A 20,943-nucleotide genomic window follows, 5' to 3' on the forward strand; every position below is an offset into this window, starting at 1 on the left:
ATGAGCGATATTAAAGTACCCGAAATGGGCGAATCAATAACAGAAGGCACAATTGCAAAATGGGTTGTAAAGCAAGGTGACCAGGTCAAGCAGGGGGATGTTCTTGCTGAACTGGAGACCGATAAAGTCAATATTGAAATCAGCGCCGAAGAAGACGGCGTTCTGTCCCAAATTCTGAGACAGGAAGGCGAGACCGTACAAATCGGCGAAGTGATCGCAACGATCGGCGCATCGACCGGCGCTCCGGCAGCAGGCAGCGTGAGCGCTGAGCCGAAGCCAGCCGAGAAGCAGGAAGCGCAGCAGCCTGCAGTACAAGCCGCCGCAGAACCGAAGCAGGATAGCGGCTCGTCCGACGTAGCAGCATCTCCTGCAGCCCGCAAGCTGGCAAGAGAGCTCGGGATCGATCTGAGCAAAGTCAATGCTAACGATCCGATCGGCCGTATTCGTCAGGAGGACGTGAAGCAGCACACCGACCGTCCTCAGGCAAGCAGCCAGCCGGCTGCACCTAAGGCAGCGGCAGCTCCGGCTCCTGAAGTGCCGGGTAAACCTGTACTCAGGCAGCCAATGTCGCGCCGCCGCGCAACGATCGCCAATCGCCTGGTTGAAGCGCAGCGTACGGCAGCCATGCTGACGACGTTCAACGAAGTCGATATGACGGCGATTATGGATGTCCGCAAACGCCGCAAGCAGTCGTTCCAAGAGAAGCACGACGTTAATCTTGGCTTCATGTCCTTCTTCACGAAGGCTGTTGTCGGAGCGTTGAAGCAGTTCCCGCTGTTGAATGCCGAGATTCAAGGCGAGGATATTCTCGTGAAGAAATTCTATGATATCGGGATTGCGGTTTCGGCCAAGGAAGGTCTTGTGGTACCGGTCGTACGCGATGCTGACCGTCTCGGCTTCGCCGAGATCGAGAAGCAAATCGTCGAGCTGGCGGGCAAAGCGCGCTCGAACAAGCTTGCGCTTTCCGACCTGCAGGGCGGCACGTTCACGATTACGAACGGAGGCACGTTCGGATCGCTTCTTTCCACGCCGATTCTGAATGCGCCGCAGGTTGGTATTCTCGGCATGCATAAGATCCAGCTTCGTCCGGTCGCCATCGACGCGGAAAGATCGGAGAACCGGCCGATGATGTATATCGCCTTGTCGTATGACCACCGTATTGTCGATGGATCAGACGCGGTTCGGTTCCTGGTTACGGTCAAATCGCTGCTGGAAGACCCGGAAACCCTGCTTCTTGAAGGGTAACGCCTGAAGCGAAGAGAGAATTATAACGGTTCCTGCGTGCTTACCGGCAGGGACCGTTATGTGCTCATAATAGGAAAGAAGCTTGCCGCCTTGCCCGCGGCACAGCTTCTTTTATTGTTGTTTGGTATCGATATTTTTCCGATTTTTTGCAGAGCTGTTGCAGTCAGATTTAGAATTCATTACAGTAGAAACAACTTCTGCGTAAAGAGTATCTTTCTTACGATTCGCCACGGTTACAAAGGATTAGGTTATGTACAGGAAGGTGTCAGTGAACGTGACAGCAGAAGAAAGCAAACCGAAGTTATTGCCAACCAAGATTTATAAATGCAAGGATGCTGAATGCAAAGCCTGGGTAAGGGAAGAATTCGCGGAGACGAATCCTGCCTGCCCGATATGCAAAGGCCCCATGCACCGGAGTATGCGCCATTTGCCCGCCCTCCAAAAGAAGATTAAGAGGGAGCCTGCGAAGAAATCTCTCTTCTAATTCATATTAGGAAAAGTGCTTGGGCTTGCCAGGCTGAAAGCTGCGGCAGAGCGGGTTTACCGGGCGTGAAGTCATGGTTCTTGTGTCGCCGCAGCGGTTAATGGTATATTGAGTTATCGATAGGTTGTCCATGAGAGAAAGGGGCTTTTGAGATGTGGAAGGAAATCACTACGCTTCAGGAATGGGAGCAGATGCTCCAGCAATCGGGCGAGAAACAGCAAATTATTTTTAAGCACAGCACCGCATGTCCGGTAAGCGCAAGCGCGCTGGAAGAATATGATGAGTATTTGTCCAAGACGCCGAACAAGGACACGGATTACTATCTGGTCAAGGTGATCGAATCCCGTCCGGTATCCAATCAAATCGCGGAAGATCTTAGCGTGAAGCATGCTTCGCCGCAAATTATTCTGTTCAAGGACCAGAAGTCGGTGTGGAATACATCCCACTGGTCGATTACGAACAAGCATATTACTGCTGTCTTAGATTAATCTCGTGTGACCCGGCAAGAAAACTCAGGGCCATTGGATCAGTTCATGATCCGATGGCTTTTTTTTGTTGAAAAAAGGGTCCAGCGGCATAGGGTCATGTCCCTATTTACATTTACTGGAACGAAAATCATACTAAGCATGAAATTATTAAAACTAAAAATCTAAAGGAGGTAAATAATGGAATTTATTGTCCGAAAAAGATGGTTGAGAGTCGTAATGTCATTGATTATTGTCGTTACAGCAGGAATGCAATTTTCAACAGAACGGGCTAGCGCACTTTCGGTTCCACGAATTACGGTGGATTTTCCGGCAGGCGGCACCATCATTTCGGATGACTTCTTTCCCCGCGTCAGTGTCTACTCGCTTGATCCCGTCTCCAGTGTATATGTCCTGATCGGAGACAAGCGGTTCGACCTGCCCAAAATCTCGACGGTCTGTTCGACAACCTGTCAATACGGCCAGGTGTTGGACTTGTCCGACATGCCAAGAGGCCAGCTGAATGTAGGTTTTCATGCGGATAACGGGATCGATGGGGAGCTGGCGGTAACGTACACGCTGAATAATCCGCCGAACATCCGTCTTACATCACCCATGCCCTTTGCAGCCGTCACGCCCAATGCCGCATTGTCCGCATCTTGCGAGGATGATGTAATAGGCGGCTGCCGGGAGATGAAAGCGAAGATTGGCAGTGCCGTACTGGCGACCGGAGTGGACCGGCTGGATCAGGCGCTTGATCTCACCGCCTATGACGGGAAGAGAGTCGACCTTCGTCTTGAAGCTGTGGATCATCTAGCCCAGGCAACAGTGAACAGTCATCCCGTCTATGTGGAGAGCAATCCTAAGCTTGAGCCGGTCGAGCAAGAAAAGGGCCTTCTGCTCGATGCAGATGAGAGCCGAATCGTCTACTGGGATGCCTATTACCACCGCATCGTCGTGAAGGATCGGAATACGGGCGTGGAGAACGTATTGCCGCTGCTCGTTGCGCAGCAGTGGAATTTATCCGTGCGGTTAACGCCGACCGGTGTGATCGGGACGGCATGGGATGCAGCCGGATCTCCTTATTTGGTCATCAAAGACGGCTATATCGGCAACGGACGCGATCCGATGGGGAAATTCCGGGCTTTTGAATGGCGTCCTGAAGGATTGACCGATTTGCCGCTTACCGGGCTGCTCGTCAACGGAACTTTCGCAGCTTACAAGCAGACCGACGATAAGGGAATGGACACGAACCGCCTCATGATTCGCGATCTGGTGACAAACGAAGAGCGAGAGGTTGATGAGACGACAGACCCATCCTATACCTTGACCGGCCAAGGCGAGCTGCTCTACGTCAAATCCGGCAAGATCTATCGCTATTCCTACGCTTCCGGCCAATCCGAGCAAATTAGCCAGGCTGACAATGCGCTGTATACATCGCCGGTTGCAGATGGAGATACGGTTCTGTATACGAAGAACGGACGGGACGTCATCGTCCTGAAGGATGGACAAGAAGCTGTGCTTGAAGGCACGGACCGATCAGTCGGTTATTTGACTAGCGGCGGCTGGATCGCATTCGTCCGGAACAATGAATCGGGCGCCCGACAATATTGGGTTCGCTCTCCCGAAGGGGCGGAAGCAGTCGCAGCCACCGTGAAAACGGGCAGCAGCCGGCTTGATGCACTAGCACCGGACGGGAGCGTGACGTTCACCGACAACGGGACGCTGTTTATTAGCCGGATCGGTCAAGAAGGACGCATGGAGCAGGAGCGGCTCACCATGGATGCGGCTAAGAGCTTCTATCGCGACGGCTGGAATGTCTTCCTGGGGGCGGCTTGGTATACGGCTGGCGGCAAACCTGTGGAGCCGGAGCCCGTGCTGAAGACTTTGCGCATGAATGTACCGGATAAGATGCAGCTGAAAGCAGGGGAGTCCATCGCACTGAAGGTCGAAGGCCTTTATTCGGACGAGCGTACTCAGGATGTCACCTTGGACAGCAAATATGAATCAGCCGATGCATCTATCGTCTCGGTATCGCCGTTAGGGGAGCTGGCAGCAATCGCCCCGGGCGAGACCGTTATTACGGTCTCATTCGGCAGCCTTACCTCCACTGTCAGTGTTGTTGTGCCTGAGCCCGAGATACCGGGGCCATCCGATCCGACCGCTGATCTGGACGGAGACGGGATCGTAGGGCCGAATGATTTAATTGAATTTATGAGAGCCTTCGGAACAACGAAGCATACCTCCATGCACTACGATGTCCGAGTCGATTTCGATCTTAACGGGGTTATCGATATGAAGGATGCCGCTGTTTTTTATCTGCTGTACAGGGAGCGCAGGTAAGCTATTTATCCGCGGAATCGATAGAAGATTCATGATTGTATTGAAGAAGGGAAGGCTCCAAGCAGGATCTTGGAGTCTTTGCTATTGTTTAGCAATGGCGGAATTTGGGTTATTAAATACCCGACTACATAATATACATGCGAAAGTTAGTGCAATTCATGATAACCGATTGCTTGCCGCTAACTTTCCGCTGCAGCTGTAACGAAATTTTGCTCAAACGGAGGGATGCCATTGATTCATTTTAAGCGGGTGAACAAACACTTTGGCCGGTTTCATGTTCTGAAGGATATCGAGCTGGACATCGGCGAAGGAGAGGTTGTCGTAGTCGTTGGACCATCCGGCTCCGGCAAAAGCACCTTGCTGCGCTGCATCAACCGGCTGGAAACGATTACGGACGGTGAATTGAACGTCGGCGGGGTGACGGTGAACGATAAAGCGACGGACATCAATAAGCTCCGGCGCAAAATCGGGATGGTGTTTCAGCATTTTAACTTGTATCCCCATATGAAGGTGATCGACAACATTACGCTGGCCCCAATTAAAGCACTGGGACTGCCGGAGAAGGAAGCTAAGGAAACGGCGATGTATTATCTCGAGAAGGTCGGGATTCCCGAGAAGGCCGACGCCTTTCCTTCCCAGCTCTCGGGAGGTCAGCAGCAGCGGGTAGCCATCGCTCGCGGTCTGGCAATGAAGCCGGATATTATGCTGTTCGATGAACCGACGTCTGCTCTCGATCCTGAGATGATCGGAGAAGTATTGGATGTCATGAAATCGCTTGCGCATGAAGGGATGACCATGGTTGTCGTCACGCATGAGATGGGCTTTGCCCGGGAGGTGGCGAACCGGATCGTCTTTATGGATCAAGGCAAGATCATCGAGGAAGCGGAGCCTGCCGACTTCTTCGCACAGCCGAAGGAGGAGCGCGCGAGATTGTTCTTGAGTCGTGTCATCAATCATTAAACGAAAGGGGTATGATGGAATGACGAACATACGAGCACGGGTAATGGGATTGGTGCTGCTGGCATTCATGCTGCTTCTTGCCGGTTGTGGAAACAATGGAGGAGATGGCGCTAATACCGCTAACGCTAACACCGCTAACACCGGCAGCGGGGATGAAGGGGCGGCTGCGGAGATTAAGGCGCGCGGCAAGCTGGTCGCCGGCGTCAAATTCGATACGAAGCTGTTCGGGCTGAAGGATCCCGGAACCGGCGAGGTTGAAGGCTTCGATGTCGATATTGCCAAGGCGATTGCGAAGAAGCTGCTGGGTGATGAAAGCAAGCTGGAGCTGAAGGAAGTGACGTCGAAGACGCGGGTTCCGATGTTGAATAACGGGGAAATCGACGTCATCATCGCGACGATGACCATCACGGAGGACCGGAAGAAGGAAGTCGATTTCTCGGATGTTTATTTCAAGGCGGGTCAATCCATTCTCGTGAAGAAAGGCAGTCCGATCCGAAGCATTGACGATGTAACGAAGGATACGAAGGTTATTGGCGTCAAGGGGGCAACCTCCATTAAGAATATCGAGGAGAAGGTCTCCGGGCTGAAGGTTCAGCAGTACGAGAATTATCAGGAAGCGTTCACGGCACTCCGGGCGGGCAAAGGAGAAGTGCTGACGACGGACAATTCCATTCTGTACGGCATGATGAAGCAGGACCCGAACTACGAGGTGGTGGGCAGCACGTTCACGGATGAACCGTACGGGATTGCCATCAAGAAGGGAGAAGCCGGCCTGGTGAAGCTTGTCAACGAAACGCTGGAGGAGATCAAGGCGAGCGGTGAATACGACAAAATCTACGAGAAGTGGATCGGCGAGAAGCCGGCCGATGAATAAGTCCGTATGATCGATATCACGGTCCTGACCGATCATTGGGATTCCTATATGATTGGCCTGCGGAACACGCTGTTTGCCAGTCTGATGGCATTGGCAGGCAGCTTCGTTCTGGGAACAATCATAGCCGTCTTCCGGATTTCGCCCATTGCGGCACTGCAAGTATTCGGCACCGCCTACGTGGAGCTCTTCCGAAACATCCCGCTGCTGCTCGTTGTGTACATGTTTTTTCTCGGACTCCCTGCGATTGGCATTGCGCTTGACGGCTTCGTGTCCGGGACGCTCGGCCTTATGGTCTATACATCCGCTTTCATCGCGGAGGCCATCCGGGCAGGAATCATGGCGGTCCCTCAAGGACAGACAGAAGCCGCCCGCTCTTCCGGGCTCACCTATATGGGGACCATGCGCTATGTCGTGCTTCCGCAGGCGGTGAAGATCGTCGTGCCGCCCATCACGAATCAATTTCTCAATCTCGTCAAAAATTCATCGATTCTCGGCGTCGTGGCCGGGCTTGATCTGATGTATTACGGCGATTTGGTCAACGCGGAGACGTATAATACGGTCGATACGTATGTGTTTGTCGCCTTGTTTTATTTGATTATGACGCTGCCGCTTGCTTATGCTTCCCGGCTGTTGGAACGCAGGCTTGCAAGAAGCGGTTAGCATGACCGGCCGCCGGCATGCAGCGTCATACCTGCGTGAAGAGGTGCCGCGCGCGGTGCAAATGAACCGGAAAGGAGGTCGACTATGGATTTTGGGCAGGCTTACTCGCCGGACAATCTGCGTTTTCTCATGGAAGGACTGGGCATGACGCTTCGTCTTGCGTTTGTAGCCATTATTCTGAGCTTCATCGTCGGGTGTCTGCTTGGCGTGATCCGTTATGCGAAGATGCCTGTCGCATCAAAGCTGATTGGCTTGCTCGTCGAAACGATCCGCAACTTGCCGCTTCTGCTGCTGATCTTCTTCGCGCGTTTCGGATTGCCGGAGCTTGGGATCAAGCTGTCTCCATTCTGGGCGGCGATCGTAGCGCTATCCGTATTCGAAGCGGCGATGATATCGGAAATCGTACGCAGCGGGCTGAAGTCCGTGGAGAAGGGAACGATCGAAGCCGCCAGGGCTTCCGGGCTGACCTACATACAGACGCTGCGACATATCGTGCTTCCGATCGGGCTAAGGCGGATGGTGCCTCCGATTGTGAGCCAGTTTATTTCACTCTTAAAGGATACGTCGTTGGCGGTAATCGTCAGCTTGGCTGAACTAACGCATAACGCGAATATCGTCATGGGCCAGGATATCGCCATCGTGCTGCCGACCCTGATGCTCGTCGCCGCGATCTATTTTACGGTCAATTATGTCCTGTCGATCATTGCGCGCCGATTGGAGTCGAGGCCAACCTGATATTGGCCGGTACGGAGAGTATGCTTGGAGGCGGCCGGGAAGGTTACCGGCTGCCTTCTTATATGACGCTGCGTCCGGGTGAAGCGGCTAACGCAATGAAATGGAGCGTTATGCCCGGCGTTGCTTCTGAAATAGTCTGTTCTTCTTCGCGCTGCTTCCGTATAATGGGAGAGGCATGTCTATTATTTATGAAGAGCAGAGAGGAGTCGGGACGAGATGTACGAGCATTTGGTTTCTTTTCGATTTAAAGAAGAATTGACGCCCGAGAAAGAACAGGAGCTGCTGGATTCGCTCTATTCCTTCAAAGGCCGCATACCAGGCCTGATCGACGTCACCGCGGGCATCAATATCAAGGTAGAACCGGAGAACGCTCATGGCTTCACGCTCGGCTTGCGCGTTACATTCGAGACTCTGGAAGCGCTCCGCGCGTACGGCCCGCACCCGGCTCACCAGGAGTTCGTCAAGAAGCTGGACGGCATTCTGGATCAAGTCGTCGTCATGGATTATGCCGTAAGCAGGTAGGATTGGAGCCTGGGAGACGTGCTGAGAGCAGTTGAATAACGGGTCCGGACGGATAATGTTGTTATTGTATGCTATGATTCATGCTAGAGAGCCGAGCTCTGGAGATTACTCCTGTGCTTGGCTTTCTTGCGTTAATTTTACTATACACCAGTTCCGCTAGTGCCTGCGCAGACGATGAGCGTTGCAATGAAGAGCGCAGCGTCAATAAGGTGGCGGGTTCCGCAGACGTTGAAGATTAATATCTGAAAATCCGGGAACTTTTTTTCAAGTGGCGGGTCTTATTTTATAGAGGTGATCAATGTTGGATCGGCATTACTTACATGATTTGGCTCCGGGTTACGATCGTAATCAAGTATTGAACGATCTCATGACGGAATACGGGGAAGATGTATGGAATTTCGCCTTCTTCCTGACACGTCGTTCCGACGCGGCGGACGATATATCGCAGGATGCGTTTCTGGCGGCTTACAAGCAATTATATGCGTTCCGGGGAGACTGCACCGTTAAGAGCTGGCTGCTCGGCATCACCCGGAATAAATCGCTCAATTATTTGAGAAATGCATTCATTCGCAAGGTAACGCTATTAGAAACGGTGCGTCCTCCATCCGGCAGCTCCCCATCGGCAGAGGACATAACCTTCAAGAGCATGGAAGCCAAACAGCTGTGGACCCGGGTGATGCAGCTGCCGATCAAATTTCGCGAGGTTATTATTCTGGATTACCATTATGGGCTGAGCATCAAGCAAATTGCAGAACTGCTGGGCATTTCCGAAGGTACGGTGAAGTCGAGGGAAAACCGCGCGAAACGGAAAATGGCTGCTATGTTAAACCATGAACGTGAGGGAGGGTGATCGTATGAAGCAGGATCGTCAGATCGAATCATGGGCGGAGCAAATGGGAGCAGCGCCATTCGCAGAAGAGCATTTTACAAATGAGATGAAGAACCGGGTGCTGGATAAGGCTAATGTGCTCACGACAAAAGGGAAGTCACGCCGCGCGAGAACCCTGGTGATCGCTTCTCTGGCCATTGCGACAGCGTTGATTATTGGATTGACGGGATTATTGGAACGACTGTCGCTGAACGGCGACTCGAGAAACGGCACATCATCCGTGAAGGAGGAACGGCTCTCTTATTACGAGGATGGGGAACTGAAGCTGTCCGTCTTCCCGGATCCGGAACTGGCTGCCGGCAGGCTGTCGGGATACATCTTTCACATGACGGCGCCATTCGAGGAAATAAAAGGCCGGATGCTTGCCATACGGGCCGAACATCTCGATACAGGCCAACAAGAGGTCGCCGTAGCTCCGGAGGAAATTTTGAAGCCAAGCAGCGGTTATCCAGGACTGGAACGGTATACGGCCACAATCACGCTTCCGTTATCCGGCATGTGGCGTTATGTGGTTGAACTGGACGGCGAGCCTTATGGCGATGTGATCTTAAACGTACCCGAGCCGTCATGGGAGGTCAGTCCGGAGTTTAAGTCCGGAGCCTATTGGTTGAGGGGAATAGAAGGGAATGTCGGTTTTATCGACGCCGGCTTTCTTGCAGGCAGTCCGCAGAAATATATGTGGCACTTCTGGCAAGAGCGGATTAAGCTCGAAGGCGCATTTACGGTTAGAGCGGTGAAGCAGGGCGAGAGGCAAATGATCGATATCTTTTCGCGAGATGATCTTGGCGGACCGATAAACGGCGCAGACCATAATGCCGTCTCGACGATGACACTGCCAGAACCGGGCAAATGGATGCTGCTGCCGTACGTAGGCGATCGACTGTTGGGCAGTATCGTCGTGGAAGCCAAGTAAGGCAATCGAAGCGAATACCGGAAAACATGCAGTATGCAGGAAGCGCTCGATGCGGCAGGCATGACGACAGCAAACGCTGGCGAACAAATTGCAGCGTATAAGTGGAACCAGCCCTTAGAATGAAGCTCCAAATCGGTACAAAGAAGAGCATAACCTAAACGTATAGGGAAGCGGTCAACGATCTGACCGCTTCCCTTGCTCCATCTCAAGGACGTATGGTGACTCGTGTGTGAATCGGCACGAGGCCGGACAGGGTGAGGACGTCCTCGTTATACATGCGGATACAGCCATGGGAAACTAGCTTGCCGATCGATGACGGATCGTCCGTCCCGTGAATGCCGTAATGAGGCTTGGATAATCCCATCCATAATACGCCGAACGGACCGCCTGGATTAGGCTGTTTGTTAATGATCGTATATTCGCCTGTCGGCGTCTGAGTCACCATGCGGCCAATACCGACGGGAAAGGCGCGAACGACGGTATTCACGTCGAGCAAATAGAGCTTCCGATCGGACAAATCGACGATAATGCGATACCTGGGCACATGCATCCCTCCTCTAAATTTAAGGTATGCGCCTCACTGCATAGGATTGATAATGATTGGAATCTGAGGTAAACATTAACGTAGTGAGAAAATTCTAATCCTATCGCCACCCTTTATTCCTATAAAATAATCGAATAGATATGTAAGAGGTGAGTGATCTGATGGATATGAAACGTTGTTTATTTTGCGACCAGCTCGTACCTGTACGGATTCAAGGGGATTACGAGTGGTTCGACGGATGTTATTGTGCGACGGGGGCTTTTTATGGGATTCAGAAGGATAGTTACGACAAATATAATGAACTGTCCTATCAAATCAAGGCGCAGATGTTCCCGATTATTTCCGCCTATATATGTGAATTGACGGATTGCGAAGAGACGGTAGCTCTTTCGTTCGAGGATTTCGAGACGATTCGGCAATCGCCTCGGATCCCGATTACGATCGATGATAAAGGCAATCGTCTTCTTCATTATCTGCACCGCCATTCCAAAGGCCCTAATGAGCCTGTTGTCATTCACCGGCTTCCGGTCCGCTACAATTTAACGTACTCGCCGAACCTGCAGGAGCTTATCTATATTATCGAGAGGCTTCGGGAGATGGAGATGATTGAACGGGCGGGCTCTACTTTCAAGCTCACGGAGCGGGGCTGGCGGGAAGCGGTTGCGACTGCGGGCGGAAAACGCTTGAAGCCTTGCTTCGTTATGTTCCCCGATCACGATGATCTGCGGGAGGAGTGGAGCGAGAAGGTGTTTCCGAAGATGGAGCAGTGCGGATATTTGCCGCAGACGCCCGAGCCGACGGACAAAGAACAATATGGCGACCATATTATCAGACTTGTATCCGAGTGCAAGCTGCTCATAGCGGATTTGACGGAGCCGAATCCGGAGGTGTACTATGCGGCCGGCTTAGCGCTTGGGCTGCAGATTCCGGTCATCTGGACGATGAAGCGGGGAGAAACGAAACAAGAGGCGCTGCCTTCCAAGCTGATTCGTCCGGTCGTTTGGGACAATGGCGAAGATCTCGCCGCCATTCTAGAGCATCGATTGACGGTGTAGCAAATTCTGCTGGCGGCTATCACGCAGCACGGAGTCTATTTTCGATAGCTGAAACATGAATACCTTAACATAAAGCAGCGATCAACCGTCATGGGAAAGCATGACGGTTTTTTACTTTAATTAAGTAGGGTGGAATTCACATGAATGACTTTGACTTCCTCGGTAATATTGTTTAAACTTAAACTAATTCTAAAATTAATAATCGGGTGGGGGGATTGAATATGAGCCGAAAAGGACAGCTTACAACGCCCAGACGAACGATATATGAAATTGTGATCGATTCGTCGGATCATCCTACCGCATCGGATATTATGGACCGGTTGAAAAACCGCGGCTGCCAATTTGCCTACGCAACCGTATATAACTCCTTGCGCTATTTGACAGAAGAGAAGATGATTCGCGAATTGAAGCTCGAAGGGGATGCGAGCCGATACGATGCGCGTGTGGAGGATCACCAGCATATCGTATGCTTAACCTGCGGGAAAGTCGATGAAGTCCTGGTTGAAGCGCCGAAGGATTGGCTGGAACGGATTGCGAAGGAAACCGGGTATGTCATCGAAGACGAAGAAATTCTATTCAAAGGGGTGTGCAGCGAATGCAGAGAGAAGAAAACAGCGGTGCAATGAACGGCGGTCTTCACCTGTCTCCACCTGCCTTGCCCCATGAATTCGAAACATTCGACGAGGGGGCCTTCTGCGATTCGACGCTGCGGATCGTCGTCGTGAGTCCTCTGCCGGCTTCTCTTCGGGCGCTGGTATCGGCCTTAACGACGCGCTGCTACGACGTGCTTGTGTTCCATAATGAGAATGATCCGATTCTGGCAACGATTCAGGCCGATCTCATTATTATTGATCGGCGAAAGAACGTTGTAACGGATAACAAGCCTGTTCGTGGTATCGGCAGCGAGTCCGCTCTCCTTCTCCTTATGAATGAACGTCCTTCAGCACCGGTAGAAGGGGAGGTTCTTGTGTGGCCAAGTCCGGTTGCTTCAGCGATGGTTCAGATTGAGGAGCTGGCGAGCAAGAGCCAAGCTAACGCCGCCCTTAAGCCTTCTGAGGTATCGTCTGAGGACCAGCTGTTGATGAAGGATATCCGGATGGACTTGAAACGCATGACTGTGCAGCGCGGCGGGCGGCCTGTCAGCTTAACGAAGACGGAATTCGATCTGCTCCGAATATTATCCGCCAGCGGCGGCAGCGTCATGTCCCGGCAGGAAATTATGGAGCAAATCTGGGGGGACGGCTATTTCGGAGGCAGCAATTCCGTCGATGTGCATATCAAGTCGCTGCGCCAGAAGCTTGGCGACGATCCGAAGAATCCCCAATATATATTAACCGTTCGCGGTGTCGGCTACCGGTTTGCCGATTCATAAGCCATACACGAGAACCTTCATGAGATCTTCATGAAGGTTTCATTGTATCTTCATCTTCCGTTCATCGTTCCTTCATGATCATCGTGCGCAAGGGTGATATGATTTATGTATCGAGCAAGAGATGAACACCAATTAATTAAGGTACACGACGAAGCGATGACATGGATCATGAGCAAAGGGGATGACAAGATGTATAAAACAATCATTATCGGTACGGGCCCAGGCGGACTTACCGCAGCAATCTATTTGGCAAGAGCGAATCTGAACCCGCTCGTTATTGAAGGACCTGAACCGGGCGGGCAGCTGACGACGACGACCGAGGTGGAGAACTTCCCGGGCTTTCCTGATGGCATTATGGGACCGGAGCTCATGGCTAACATGCGTAAGCAGGCCGAACGATTCGGTGCCGAGTTCCGCACGGGCTGGGTGAATTCGGTGGATACGTCGAAGCGTCCGTTTACGTTGACGGTGGAAGGGATGGGCGAGCTGCAAGCCGAATCGATCATCGTCTCCACGGGTGCTTCCGCCAAATATTTGGGTATCCCCGGCGAGAAGGATAACGTCGGACGCGGCGTAAGCACTTGTGCCACCTGTGACGGATTCTTCTTCCGCAACAAGAAGATTATCGTCGTCGGCGGCGGAGATTCGGCCATGGAAGAAGCCAATTTCTTGACGCGCTTCGCCTCTGAAGTCATCGTCGTGAACCGCCGCGACGAGCTGCGCGCATCGAAAATCATGCAGGACCGCGCCCGGGGCAACAGCAAGATCAGCTGGGCATTAAACCGTACGCCGCTCGAAGTGATCAGCGATGACAACGGCGTGCGCGGCTTGAAGGTCAGAAACAACGAATCGGGTGCCGAAGAGACAATCGAAACCGACGGGATCTTTATTGCGATCGGCCATACGCCGAATACCGCATTCCTGGGCGGACAGCTTCAGACGGATGATCACGGGTATCTCCTCGTGAAGCCGGGCACGACCGAGACGAATATACCCGGGGTATTCGCTTGCGGCGACGTACAAGACAGCCGTTACCGTCAAGCGATCAGCGCGGCCGGAACGGGCTGCATGGCTGCTCTGGACTGCGAGCGGTATCTGGAAGCTGTGGAAATCAATGAAATCCAGCATGTATAAAGATGTATAGAATAGCACCGACAAGGAGAGATTGAACATGTCTGTCAATACGAACGTCATCTTATATTCGAGCACGCACTGCCAATATTGCAAACAGGTGAAGGGCTTCCTGGAAGCGCGCGGCGTGAATTACGAGGAACGCAACATCGATACGAATGACCAGTATGCCGAGGAATTGTGGAACACGGGCATGAGATCCGTTCCCGTCACCGTTATCGGAAGCACGAACATTCTAGGCTTCAATCAAACGCAGCTGACCAAGGCTTTAGCAGAAATTCAAAACTAACGAACCAACGATAAACTACACATCAAAGGAGATCTCTCATCATGACTCAAACTGAAGTTACGGCTTACAACGCAACGTACCCGTATGCCAAAGTAGGGCTTCCTGCCCCTGATTTCAATATGCTGTCGACTAAAAACATGGATACGCTGGAGGAAAAAGTGTCGCTTGATCAATACCGCGGCAAGTGGCTCGTATTGTTCTTCTGGCCGTTCGATTTCACCTTCGTATGTCCGACCGAAATACTCGCATTCAGCGAAGCATATGAAGAGTTTCAGAAGCTGGATTGCGAGATCGTAGGCGCTTCTGCAGACAGCGTCCATACCCATCGCGCATGGACTCAAACGCCCGTCGACCAAGGTGGTATCGGCAAAGTGAAATTCCCGATGGCATCCGACTTTACGAAGGAAGTCGCCACCGCCTACGGAATTCTGGAAGAGCAATCGGGCGCCGCTCACCGCGGACTGTTCATTATCGACCCGGAAGGCATTCTGCGCTATCAAGTGGTCACCGATATGAATGTGGGCCGCAGCGTGGACGAGACGCTTCGCATTCTGCAAGCTCTTCAAGCCGGGGGCTTATGTCCGGCCAACTGGAGACCGGGACAGAAGACGCTGTAATTCAAGCCGGTCGTGATATAATGACGAAAAAGAACCGTCCCGTGTACCGTGAACCGTGTACATGGGGCGGTTTTTTCTGAGTTCGAGGAACAGATGCAGCGGCGCGGGTGTCAAGCATACACGGTCAAGAACGCGTAAACCCTTCCTCGGTCAAATATTCTTCCGCTTCCTCATATGTTTCGAATGCCATCTCCAAGTTCAAGCCCGTATAGAGATACCACAAATCATCTTCGAATTTGAGCTCGAGCACTTGCTTATCCGGACCGGACCAGCGTTCCGTTCCGTTCTTGGGCTTGCGGCGCTTGGGCGCTGCTTGAACGGCTGCCGGCGGCGTGGACAAGTATGCGATCGATGCTTCGACGGCTGCTCTCAGCTCCTCTGCGCTGTACGATCTGATATTAACGAAGCCCTTGTCGTCAGGGGCGTATCCGGGCGTCTGTCCGACATAGACATAGCCGTTGCCGTTCTTGTGCAGATGATAAACGACATTCTTCTTATCGTAAGCACTGTCTTCGTAATGGTAATTGGTCCGTCCGAGGGAGACGTCCTTGCGCTGCAGCTCCGGAAACGTATCCAGAATTTCAATTTTCTGTTCAAAGGTAAGCATATGGGCCTCCACGGGAATATGATGATAGGGCTGGTCGGATTATATCATACTGCTGCCGATCGGACAAAATCAACTTATACGCCATCCTATGGTATACTAGGGATACGAAAAAAATGTCTTGAAGGAGGTTTCCAATGGCCCTCACCCATACATACACCCGCAGGGAGGAAGTCGCGAACGCGATTACGCACGGGATCGGCATGCTGCTCAGCATCGCGGCGCTCGTCGTCTTGATCGTCTTCGCCAGCTTGAAGGGAACGGCTTGGCATGTCGTCAGCTTCTCGATCTTCGGTGCGACGATGCTGCTGCTCTATACGGCTTCGACACTAGTCCACAGCTTTCCCGAAGGCAAAGTGAAGGATCTGTTCGAGATCCTCGACCATAGCTCGATTTATCTATTCATTGCCGGAACGTACACCCCGATTCTGTTCGGCGTCATCCGCAGCCCGCTGGCTTGGACGCTGTTCGGCCTCGTCTGGGGCATTGCCATAGTCGGCGTAGCCTTCAAAGCGTTCTATACGAAAAAATTTCTGGTAACCTCCACGCTCTTCTATGTGCTGATGGGGTGGCTCATCGTCTTTGCCTGGCGGCCGCTTACCGAACATTTTGCAGGCGGCGGGCTGTTCCTGCTTGTGCTGGGCGGCATATTCTATACGGTAGGGACGGTGTTCTACGTGTGGCGCGGATTTCCCTATCATCATGCAGTCTGGCATATGTTCGTGCTGGCTGGCTCCGCGTCTCATTTCTTCGCCATTCTGCTCTACGCACTGCCGACCCAATAAAATCATTGCATTCCTGAATCCGCGAGCTGATCGCGGATTTTTTGTTTTTTTCGAGGCCTCGCAAGACTAGACAAGTGACAATCGAAAATTCTCGATTGCAACACTTGCGGACTGCCGACAAGTGACAATCGAAATCCTTGATTGTAACACTTGCGGACTGCCGACAAGTGACAATCGAAATTCTCGATTGTAGCACTTGCGGACTGCCGACAAGTGACAATCGAAATTCTCGATTGTAGCACTTGCGGACTTCCGACAAGTGACAATCGAAATTCTCGATTGTAACACTTGCGGACTGCTTATGAATTATTTACGTTTGGGAGCTGTCCGGAAATAATAAGGAAGGTAATTTTTACGAAATAAGGTTCATATGCTAGTCTTGTAAAGACTTTTTCTTATCAAAATGCCGATATAACGAAAGAAAATCTTTCGTTTTTATTTTATTCCACAACAGGCTGCACATTTGCGGAAAGTTCTTCGTGACCGGAGGTGATCATGAGCTAGTTTTGTCTGATAGCATGAAGAGCTCGTAATATCGAAACGGATCAAGGTCGTGTGGAGGAGGGACATGAGTGCAGGAGTATGTAATGAGCATCGATAGCGGTGGAAGTAAAGTGCTGTGCCTGATTCAAAAGCAGGATGGCGGACTGGTCGGCTGGGGGCAGGGAGGAGCTGCGAACAATATGACGGTCGATGAAGCTGCCCGCTCATATTGGACGGCGATTCAAGCAGCATTGGAGACCGGCGGCATACGGCCGGCATGCATAGCCGATACGTTCCTGTCCATTCTTGGCCCGGTGCAAGCGCTGTATGATGCAATGAACCAAAGCGGTATTGCGTGCCATTCCCATCACTGCAGCGACACCAAGGCAGCGCTTTACGCTTCCACGATGAACAATTGGGGCATCGTAGCGTTAAGCGGAACGGGATCATTCGTATACGGGAGGAATGAAAGCGGGCATTCCAGGCTGATTGGGGGATTAGGCGACTTGCTTGGCGACGACGGCAGCGGATATGAGATCGGCTTAAGCGGGCTGCGGGCGGCATTGCGTTACCTTGAAGGATGGGGAGAGCCTACATCACTTGCGGAAGATATCGCCCGGACGTGGAACATGACCGCTCCTGGTGCTCAGCTTACCGATGAAATGAACCCGCTTACCCGTCTTATGTCCGATGCAGCAAGGAAGCATTTGCCCGACAATTACAGGCATTTCATCGCCAGACTAAGCCGGAATGTAGCCAGCTGTGCGCAAGATGGCGACCAGGTCGCGCTTGCCATATTGCAAAATGCGGGTGAAAAGCTCGCCGACCAGGCGGTTTCGTTATGCGACTATATCGCGTTCGGTATCGAACCGATCCCGATCGGCCGGGCCGGCGGCAGCTGGAAGATCGGAGGCCGGCTCCAGGAATCCTTCGAGCATAGGCTGTTGGAACGAATGAAGCATCGCTGCGCGGTAATGCCTAGCGGGCTCGAACCGGTCTTCGGCGTTTTCCTGGCTGGTCTGGAGGTACTGCATATCCCCTGGAACGAGGCTATGTTGGCACGTATAACGCGCGCAAGTCACGAGGTAACGGAGTCGATTCGATAATGATGACGATGGTAACGGCGATCGTCGTCGTATTTTCATGCCTTAGATTCAAGGATGGAGGCGATTGCCCGGTTTGCGATGGAACGATTCATGATAGCAGGGTCCAATAAAGAAGGAGGTTGACAGGTATGAAGAAGAGAAGAACGTTACCGGTCTTTCTATCCGTGCTCCTCACATTTTTATTCGTTATTACGGCATGCAGCAGCAATGACAGTTCAAAGGGCAGCGAAGGCGTCAACGCAGAGAATGAACAGCAGAAGGGGGACAAGACGAAACCGGCGAATGAAGAGACCGAGAAGGAACGGAACAATCCACCCGCTGACGAGAAGAAAGAGCCCGTGACGTTAAAGCTGATTACTTGGAACGTAGGCTTGTATCAAGAGGCGTTCGATATGTTCCATGCCAAGTATCCGTGGATTACGATCGAGCCCATTCTAACCGGAGGCTCCGACGCGGCATTGATCGAGAAGGCCGCCGCCATGCAGACGGCAGGCGATCCCGCCGATCTGACCTGGCTGCAAGGGCTAAGCGACTGGACGAAGGATGGCTTGCTGGAAGACCTGACCCCTTTTATCGAGAATGATCCGACGATTCAGAATGCGGAAGTCGTGGATGGCTTCACGGATGCATTCCGAACAGGCGACAAGATCTACGCGATGCCCTTCTCCCGCATAGCGGCCTGGATCGTCGTGAATAAAGATCTGCTGAAGAAGCATGGCATGGAGATGCCTTCGAACGATTGGACGTACGATGATTTTCTGGAGATGGCCAAGAAAGCGACCGACCCGGCTGCCGGAGAGTTCGGCATCTCGTATGATCAGACGATGTACTATTTCCTCAATTGGATCTATCCGGTAGCGAACGGCAGCGCGGAGAATCTGATTTTCATGAACAAGGATTTGACCCAGAGCGTCGCCCAGACGCCGGCTGTGATGGCCGATCTTAAGTGGCTGCAGGATCTGACGACCAAGTGGCATGTCAGGCCGACGGCAGCGGAAGGCGAGAAGCTCGGATGGGATAGAGGAAATAACTTCCTGACCGGTAAGGTTCTGTTCTCGATGGGTCTGGATTGGCTGCTTCCAGGATATCAGAAGGAGGCGAAGTTCGAATGGGATATTCTGCCGATGCCAAGAGGTAAAGCGACGCAGGCTACGCTGCAAATTCAAGGGCCGACAGCCATTCTGAGCGCGTCCAAGCATAAGGCGGAGGCGTTCTTGTGGTTGAGCTTCCAGTATGAACTGGAAATGCAGAAGTGGATGATGCGCAACGGCTCGAACACGTGGGTGATCCATCCTGAGCTGGATAACTATATCGACCAGGTACCGCTCTGGCAGGGGAAGAACAAGGAAGCGGTCAAGATGACAACGACGATGTGCTGCGGAATGCCGGGCGCATCCGTTCCGGATTGGAGCGAATATCAGGGGACGATCGATACCGCGCTTATCGGTCCGATGTATGATGGAAGCGATCTGAACGCGATCATACCGAAAGTGGAAGCCTTCAATAAGAAAACGCTGGAAAGCCGTAAGCTGCTGGGCTGGTAATGATCCCATCATCTTTACCTGGGGGTACTTGGCAATATTGGATCCGCCTGGTACCCTATAGGTGTCTATAAACCCAATCTATTAGAGGATGGTGGATGCAGTGGCTGACCAAAAGCGATGGATAGGCGATTTATTCCCGGTCGGGATATGGGTGACGCCCCCGGTAGATGAGATTTCATCCGACCGGTATCGGGAAATTCGGGAAGCAGGCATAACGTTCTTGTCCGGTTTTGTTGAATGGACCGGCGGCTTGGACGTCATACGCAAGTCGCTCGATATGGCGCATCAGAATGGACTGAAGTTCATCGTCGCGGATCCGCGAGTCAGGCAAGCGATGGCCAAGGATGCTGACGACCTTCCTGAGATTCTGCGTGATTTCAGCAGCCATCCCGCTTTCATGGGCCATAATGTTTGCGATGAGCCGTCGATTGCCCAATTCGCGGAGCTTGCCTCCTTGGCCGAGAGGTACAGAACGCATCTGCCGGAGGCGCTGCCATTCGTCAATTTGTTCCCCACCTATGCAACCGAGCAGCAGCTGGGAGGAACGTATGCCGAATATTTGGAGCAATTCATGTCCCGTTACAAGCCGGAGGTATTATCGTACGATCATTATCCTTTTCTAGTCATGAAGAGCAGCGACAGCCCGGATATAAGTCCTCGATACTTCTATAACCTGCATCTTATTCGAGAGCAGGCGCTTCTGCACGACGTTCCGTTCTGGCTGTTCATTCAGACCTTGCCATTCAACAATACGAACCGGGATCCCGTGGAAGAAGAGATCCGTTGGCAGGTATACACAAGCCTGGCTTACGGGGCGAAGGGCATTCAATATTTTACATATTGGACGCCTGAGAACGGAACAGAAACGTTCGGCGATGCCATGATTGACCGCGACGGGAACAAAACACGTCATTATGGCGAGGTTCAAACCGTCAATAAGGAGCTGCATGCCATCGGGTCGACCTTGCTGGGCCTGCAATCCAAGGGAATCGTGTTTCACGGTTATGAGCCGGCGTTTATACCCGCACGTACCGGATCGATTGCGCCCCTTCAAGCGATTGACGGAGATCCTGCGCTTATCGGCTGTTTTGAAGATGCGCAAGGCAAGGCGAAGCTCATCGTGGTGAACCAAAGCTTCCGCACTGAAGCCACGGTCGGCTTGAGCCTTCAGCCCGGGCCTGGACGTCAGGCAGCGGTATGGACGAAGGGCAGCAGAGAGCTGGTTGGCATCGGTTCGGACGGCATGCTCGAATTATCGCTGCAGCCGGGCGAAGGGAAGCTGGTCGAGCTTCTATAGGTATGACCGAGTCTGATTAGGATGGGA

General features: G+C 52.4%; 23 protein-coding genes. 21 read left to right on the forward strand and 2 right to left on the reverse strand.

Annotation, left to right across the window (positions count from 1 at the left end; genetic code table 11):
• From odhB to L1F29_RS13255, 11 genes are all read left to right on the forward strand, one after another.
• Window positions 1-1,245, forward strand: a complete 1,245-nt coding sequence (gene odhB, locus L1F29_RS13205) for a 2-oxoglutarate dehydrogenase complex dihydrolipoyllysine-residue succinyltransferase (protein ID WP_258388760.1) — start codon at window positions 1-3, stop codon at window positions 1,243-1,245.
• 250 nt (window positions 1,246-1,495) lie between these two features.
• A complete protein-coding gene (locus tag L1F29_RS13210) occupies window positions 1,496-1,729 on the forward strand; it encodes a cold-inducible protein YdjO-related protein (protein WP_258388761.1) in 234 nt (77 codons plus the stop codon).
• Window positions 1,730-1,881: 152 nt separating this feature from the next.
• Complete coding sequence (gene ytxJ / locus L1F29_RS13215; RefSeq protein ID WP_258388762.1) at window positions 1,882-2,217, forward strand: bacillithiol system redox-active protein YtxJ; 336 nt, start codon at window positions 1,882-1,884, stop codon at window positions 2,215-2,217.
• Window positions 2,218-2,394: 177 nt separating this feature from the next.
• On the forward strand, window positions 2,395-4,536 hold the full coding sequence (locus L1F29_RS13220; protein ID WP_258388763.1) for an Ig-like domain-containing protein: 2,142 nt from the start codon (window positions 2,395-2,397) through the stop codon (window positions 4,534-4,536).
• Between the two features lie 231 nt (window positions 4,537-4,767).
• Window positions 4,768-5,496 (forward strand): amino acid ABC transporter ATP-binding protein, encoded by a 729-nt coding sequence (locus tag L1F29_RS13225; protein WP_258388764.1) that lies wholly within the window; start codon window positions 4,768-4,770, stop codon window positions 5,494-5,496.
• A gap of 19 nt (window positions 5,497-5,515) precedes the next feature.
• Window positions 5,516-6,370, forward strand: a complete 855-nt coding sequence (locus L1F29_RS13230) for a transporter substrate-binding domain-containing protein (RefSeq protein ID WP_258388765.1) — start codon at window positions 5,516-5,518, stop codon at window positions 6,368-6,370.
• A 6-nt stretch (window positions 6,371-6,376) separates the two neighbouring features.
• Window positions 6,377-7,030 (forward strand): amino acid ABC transporter permease, encoded by a 654-nt coding sequence (locus tag L1F29_RS13235; RefSeq protein WP_258388766.1) that lies wholly within the window; start codon window positions 6,377-6,379, stop codon window positions 7,028-7,030.
• 84 nt (window positions 7,031-7,114) lie between these two features.
• Window positions 7,115-7,765, forward strand: a complete 651-nt coding sequence (locus L1F29_RS13240) for an amino acid ABC transporter permease (protein WP_258388767.1) — start codon at window positions 7,115-7,117, stop codon at window positions 7,763-7,765.
• A gap of 216 nt (window positions 7,766-7,981) precedes the next feature.
• Window positions 7,982-8,287 carry a Dabb family protein gene (locus L1F29_RS13245; protein WP_258388768.1) on the forward strand — a complete coding sequence of 102 codons (306 nt, stop codon included), beginning with the start codon at window positions 7,982-7,984 and terminating at the stop codon, window positions 8,285-8,287.
• 298 nt (window positions 8,288-8,585) lie between these two features.
• A complete protein-coding gene (locus L1F29_RS13250; protein ID WP_258388769.1) occupies window positions 8,586-9,137 on the forward strand; it encodes an RNA polymerase sigma factor in 552 nt (183 codons plus the stop codon).
• 4 nt (window positions 9,138-9,141) lie between these two features.
• On the forward strand, window positions 9,142-10,089 hold the full coding sequence (locus L1F29_RS13255) for a DUF4871 domain-containing protein (protein ID WP_258388770.1): 948 nt from the start codon (window positions 9,142-9,144) through the stop codon (window positions 10,087-10,089).
• 205 nt (window positions 10,090-10,294) lie between these two features.
• Here the strand turns inward: L1F29_RS13255 and L1F29_RS13260 are convergent, their stop codons facing one another.
• Entirely contained in the window at window positions 10,295-10,633 is a 339-nt protein-coding gene (locus L1F29_RS13260; RefSeq protein WP_258388771.1) for a L,D-transpeptidase, read from the reverse strand.
• A 161-nt stretch (window positions 10,634-10,794) separates the two neighbouring features.
• On the opposite strand from L1F29_RS13260, the gene L1F29_RS13265 reads away from it, so the two are divergent.
• The 6 genes from L1F29_RS13265 (at window position 10,795) to L1F29_RS13290 (ending at window position 15,097) form a co-directional block, all read left to right on the forward strand.
• A complete protein-coding gene (locus tag L1F29_RS13265) occupies window positions 10,795-11,688 on the forward strand; it encodes a MarR family transcriptional regulator (protein ID WP_258388772.1) in 894 nt (297 codons plus the stop codon).
• Window positions 11,689-11,909: 221 nt separating this feature from the next.
• Window positions 11,910-12,314 (forward strand): Fur family transcriptional regulator, encoded by a 405-nt coding sequence (locus L1F29_RS13270; protein ID WP_258388773.1) that lies wholly within the window; start codon window positions 11,910-11,912, stop codon window positions 12,312-12,314.
• Window positions 12,284-13,060, forward strand: a complete 777-nt coding sequence (locus L1F29_RS13275) for a winged helix-turn-helix transcriptional regulator (RefSeq protein WP_258388774.1) — start codon at window positions 12,284-12,286, stop codon at window positions 13,058-13,060. Before L1F29_RS13270 ends, L1F29_RS13275 begins: the two co-directional genes overlap by 31 nt.
• Window positions 13,061-13,249: 189 nt before the next feature.
• Window positions 13,250-14,194 carry a thioredoxin-disulfide reductase gene (gene trxB / locus L1F29_RS13280; RefSeq protein WP_258389685.1) on the forward strand — a complete coding sequence of 315 codons (945 nt, stop codon included), beginning with the start codon at window positions 13,250-13,252 and terminating at the stop codon, window positions 14,192-14,194.
• A 37-nt stretch (window positions 14,195-14,231) separates the two neighbouring features.
• Complete coding sequence (locus L1F29_RS13285) at window positions 14,232-14,480, forward strand: glutaredoxin family protein (RefSeq protein ID WP_258388775.1); 249 nt, start codon at window positions 14,232-14,234, stop codon at window positions 14,478-14,480.
• Window positions 14,481-14,521: 41 nt separating this feature from the next.
• Window positions 14,522-15,097 carry a peroxiredoxin gene (locus tag L1F29_RS13290; protein WP_258388776.1) on the forward strand — a complete coding sequence of 192 codons (576 nt, stop codon included), beginning with the start codon at window positions 14,522-14,524 and terminating at the stop codon, window positions 15,095-15,097.
• Between the two features lie 124 nt (window positions 15,098-15,221).
• Here L1F29_RS13290 and L1F29_RS13295 read toward each other — a convergent pair whose 3' ends face one another.
• The gene (locus L1F29_RS13295) at window positions 15,222-15,704 is read right to left on the reverse strand and encodes a hypothetical protein (protein WP_258388777.1); all 483 of its coding nucleotides are present in this window, start codon (window positions 15,702-15,704) and stop codon (window positions 15,222-15,224) included.
• A gap of 134 nt (window positions 15,705-15,838) precedes the next feature.
• On the opposite strand from L1F29_RS13295, the gene trhA reads away from it, so the two are divergent.
• The 4 genes from trhA (at window position 15,839) to L1F29_RS13315 (ending at window position 20,916) form a co-directional block, all read left to right on the forward strand.
• Complete coding sequence (gene trhA, locus L1F29_RS13300) at window positions 15,839-16,486, forward strand: PAQR family membrane homeostasis protein TrhA (RefSeq protein WP_258388778.1); 648 nt, start codon at window positions 15,839-15,841, stop codon at window positions 16,484-16,486.
• Window positions 16,487-17,058: 572 nt separating this feature from the next.
• Complete coding sequence (locus L1F29_RS13305) at window positions 17,059-18,075, forward strand: BadF/BadG/BcrA/BcrD ATPase family protein (RefSeq protein WP_258388779.1); 1,017 nt, start codon at window positions 17,059-17,061, stop codon at window positions 18,073-18,075.
• Between the two features lie 128 nt (window positions 18,076-18,203).
• Window positions 18,204-19,619, forward strand: a complete 1,416-nt coding sequence (locus L1F29_RS13310) for an extracellular solute-binding protein (RefSeq protein ID WP_258388780.1) — start codon at window positions 18,204-18,206, stop codon at window positions 19,617-19,619.
• Window positions 19,620-19,719: 100 nt separating this feature from the next.
• The gene (locus L1F29_RS13315; protein WP_258388781.1) at window positions 19,720-20,916 is read left to right on the forward strand and encodes a beta-galactosidase; all 1,197 of its coding nucleotides are present in this window, start codon (window positions 19,720-19,722) and stop codon (window positions 20,914-20,916) included.
• Window positions 20,917-20,943: the final 27 nt, after the last annotated feature.

It is taken from the genome of Paenibacillus spongiae (genome assembly GCF_024734895.1).
In the GTDB taxonomy this organism is placed as follows: Bacteria; Bacillota; Bacilli; order Paenibacillales; family Paenibacillaceae; genus Paenibacillus_Z; species Paenibacillus_Z spongiae.